This window comes from Streptomyces sp. MK37H (assembly GCF_018035285.1).
GTDB classification, from domain to species: Bacteria; Actinomycetota; Actinomycetes; order Streptomycetales; family Streptomycetaceae; genus Streptomyces; species Streptomyces endocoffeicus.
In genome coordinates this window covers 1-3,482 of record NZ_JAAAYH010000653.1, presented here as the reverse complement: position 1 = coordinate 3,482, position 3,482 = coordinate 1, and the positions used below count along the sequence as shown (strand labels likewise).

The 3,482-nt window shown below is 67.7% G+C and carries 4 protein-coding genes; 2 read left to right on the top strand and 2 right to left on the bottom strand.

Annotation, left to right across the window (positions count from 1 at the left end; translation table 11 throughout):
• The first annotated feature begins 115 nt into the window (after positions 1-115).
• A complete protein-coding gene (locus GWI24_RS42180; protein WP_210951310.1) occupies positions 116-535 on the top strand; it encodes a DUF1992 domain-containing protein in 420 nt (139 codons plus the stop codon).
• Positions 536-583: 48 nt separating this feature from the next.
• Here GWI24_RS42180 and GWI24_RS42175 read toward each other — a convergent pair whose 3' ends face one another.
• Together GWI24_RS42175 and GWI24_RS42170 are read right to left on the bottom strand one after the other, a co-directional pair.
• Positions 584-970, bottom strand: coding sequence for a VOC family protein (locus GWI24_RS42175; protein ID WP_044573040.1), 387 nt, complete (start codon positions 968-970; stop codon positions 584-586).
• 134 nt (positions 971-1,104) lie between these two features.
• Positions 1,105-1,881, bottom strand: coding sequence for a VOC family protein (locus GWI24_RS42170; protein WP_210951309.1), 777 nt, complete (start codon positions 1,879-1,881; stop codon positions 1,105-1,107).
• A gap of 353 nt (positions 1,882-2,234) precedes the next feature.
• Here GWI24_RS42170 and GWI24_RS42165 point away from each other — a divergent pair.
• The coding region (locus GWI24_RS42165; RefSeq protein WP_210951308.1) for a cytochrome P450 at positions 2,235-3,482 on the top strand (1,248 nt) is incomplete at its 3' end.

The window sequence follows — 3,482 nt, the reverse complement described above, 5'->3', positions numbered from 1 at the left end:
CCCGCCACCGGGCGGACGTTCCAGGATCTGCCGCCGGTGCTCGCCTCCCACCTCCGACCTCCCGTTCCCATACGGCCTGTGGCGCGTTCCGCGCCGCCCGAGGGAGAATTCGAGGATGACCGAGCGAAAGCCACCGGGCATCAGTTTCGAAACGTGGGCCGACCGACAGATCCGTGAGGCGGAGGAACGCGGCGCGTTCGCCAATCTCCAGGGGAAGGGAAAACCCCTCCCCAATCTCGACAGGCCCTATGACGATCTGTGGTGGGTCAAGGAGAAGATGGCCCGCGAGAATTTGTCGTTTCTGCCGCCGGCACTCGTACTGCGCAAAGAGGCGGAGGACGCGCTCGCCGCCGTGGAGAGGGCGCCGTCGGAGCGGATGGTGCGGGAGATCCTCTCGGAGGTCAATGACAAGATCCGTGAGGCGATCCGGCGGCCCCCGCCCGGCCCGCCGCTCAATCTCGCGCCCTTCGACATCGACGAGGCCGTACGGGCGTGGCGGGAGCGCCGGGACCGCGAGCGGGCAGAGGAGGACTGAGCCGGTGGACCGGGGCGTACGGCGCCCCGGTCCACCCGCGGTGCCGGACTACTCCTCGTTGCCGTACGGGCGAGTGATGATCTCCATGCCATGACCGGCCGGGTCCATGAAGTACAGCCCGCGCCCGCCGTGATGGTGGTTGATCTCGCCCGGCTGCTTCAGATGGGGATCGGCATAGTACGTGACCCCCTGCTCCCGGATCCGCCCGAAGGCCGCGTCGAACTCCTCGTCCGAGATGAGGAACGCGTAATGCTGCATGACGATCGACTCGCCGGGAATGGTGGCGAAGTCCAAGGTGACACCATTACTGGTCTCCACCGGAACGAACGGGCCCCATTCTTCCCCCACCTCGAGGCCAAGGATATTCGCCAGGAATTCCGCGGATTCGTGGTTGTCCAGCGAATGGACGATCGTGTGATTCAACTCGACAGACACTGTGGAATGCCTCCGTAAGGCAATCTCACGGGCACCTCCATGCCTCACCCAGCCGGTGACCGGCACGCGATGCCGTACTTCCGATCGTAGGCGCCGACGCCTACAGCCGTCGAGGGCCCCAGCCTCCTCCCCCCTCAGCTACAACGGTCAGGATCCCCGTCCGCGGGCTCTTTACTCACGGCCGCCACGCTGAAGATCCCGCCCTCCGGGTCGCGCAGCGCCGCGATGCGCCCATAGGGGGTGTCGGCCGGCAGGGAGATGACGCCGCCGCCGAGCTCCGCGGCGCGTTCGGCGACCTCGTCGACGTCCTTCACGCAGAAGTAGACCCGCCAGCGGGGCCGGACGTTCGGGTCCGGGGCGGCCTCGATGGCGCCGCCGCGCAGCCCCGCGACCGCCTTACCGTCGATATGGAGGACCACCCGGTCGTGCTCGAAGCGGACGTCGCAGCGCTCCCGCCCCTGGGTGTCCCAGCCGAAGACCTGACCGTAGAAGAGCGCCGCATCGAAGGCGTCACGGGTGCGCAGCTCCAGCCATACGGGCGCGCCCGGTCTGCGCTCGCCCCACCAGGCGGAGGTCAGATCGCCCTCCCAGATGCCGAAGTTGGCCCCGTCCGGGTCGGCCGCCCAGGCCACCCGGCCGCTGCCGAACTCCAGCGGCCCGACCGCGACCGTGCCGCCGCGCTCCTGGACGCGCGAGGCCACCTCGTCCGCGCTGTCCGCCGCGAAGTACGTGGTCCAGGTGACCGGCAGGCTCACCCCCGCCGACGGGGACGAGGCGCCGATACCGACGGTCGGTACGCCGCCCTCGGTGTACGCGATGGTGTAACGGCCGTGACCCTGCCGGGTGGGGCGGAAGCCCCAGCCGAAGAGCTCTCCGTAGAAGTGGTGCGCGCGGTCCAGATCCGCTGCCATGAGACTCACCCAGCAGGGCGCGCCCTGGACAGCACGGAACCTCTCCCGCAAGGCCTCTCACCTCACTCATATCCCTGGGGGCGCCACAGACGTCCCGCAGGCAACCGTCATCGCTCGGGCTTCACGCCCGATATCTACACTTTCCTCCGATTTCGCGGTCGGCGCCACCTTGGTACCCATCGGCGCGTTGACGCCCACCCGTGCGCCCTCCGGAGTGCCCACCCGTGCACCCACTGGCACGCCCTCCGAAGTGCCCGCACGGGGAGGGCGCACACCCTGTTGTGGCGCATCACACCGGGGCGCGTCCGGCATCGGAGCATGGCCGCCCGGGCATGGCAGGGCAGTATTGCGCCATGTCGAATCTCCGCTCAAACATCGTCGCCTGGCTGGGTCGCAAGTACTTTTCGAGAATTCAGAAGAACGGCTTCGACTTGTCCAAGATGTCGTTCCTCCCGGACGCCACACTGGCACCACTGAGGCGCGACGGTCTCGATCCCATCGCCGATCTGTCCCGAACCAGGGCAAAGGAACCGATCAGCAAGATATGGTTGCCTTTCGGGATCAATGCCTGGCTTGTCACCGGATATGACGAGACCAAGGCGGTGCTCGGAAAGGCGAAGGGCTTCAGCTCCGATTTCACCAACCTCGCGGAACGGAACATCGGCGTCGCCCCGCAGCAGAATCCGGGAGGTCTCGGTTTCAGCGATCCACCGACGCATACGAGACTGCGACGCCTGCTGACGCCCGAATTCACCATGCGGCGGCTCAGCAGGCTCACCCCACGCATCCACTCCATCGTGGAGGAGCGCCTCGACGAGATGGCCGCGGCCAAGGGCCCGGTGGATCTCGTGCAGGCGTTCGCGCTTCCCATTCCCGCGCTGGTCATCTGCGAACTGCTCGGTGTGCCGTACGAGGACCGCGATGACTTCCAGCGCCACAGCACGGCGCGGTTCGACCTCTTCGACGGGGCGAACGCCTCCTTCGGCGCGATGTCGGACTCCCTCTCCTATCTGCACGGGATCGTGCGGAAGCAGCGTGAGACGCCCGGCGACGGGCTGCTCGGCATGCTGGTGAAGGAGCACGGCGACGAGCTCGACGACCATGAGCTGGCCGGGCTCGCCGACGGGGTGCTGACCGGCGGTCTGGAAACGACCGCGAGCATGCTGGCGCTCGGCACGCTGGTGCTGCTCCAGGCCCCCGAGCAGTTCGCCGCGATACGTGACCAGGACGATGTCGTGGACCCGTTCGTGGAGGAACTGCTGCGCTATCTCACCGTGGTGCAGGTGGCCTTCCCGCGGTTCGCCCGCGAGGACATGGAGATCGCGGGCACCCGGATATCCGCCGGTGATCTGGTGCTGTGCTCACTGAGCGGGGCCAACCGGGACGAGAAGCTGGGCCCGGACATGGAGCGGGTCGATCCGCACCGGCAGGCCCCCTCTCACCTGGCCTTCGGATACGGCATCCACCGCTGCATCGGCGCCGAGCTGGCCAAAATGGAGCTCCGGGCCGCCTACCCCGCGCTCATACGGCGGTTCCCGGAGATGCGGCTCGCGGTACCGGCGGAGAAGCTCTCGTTCCGGAAGCTCTCCATCGTCTACGGC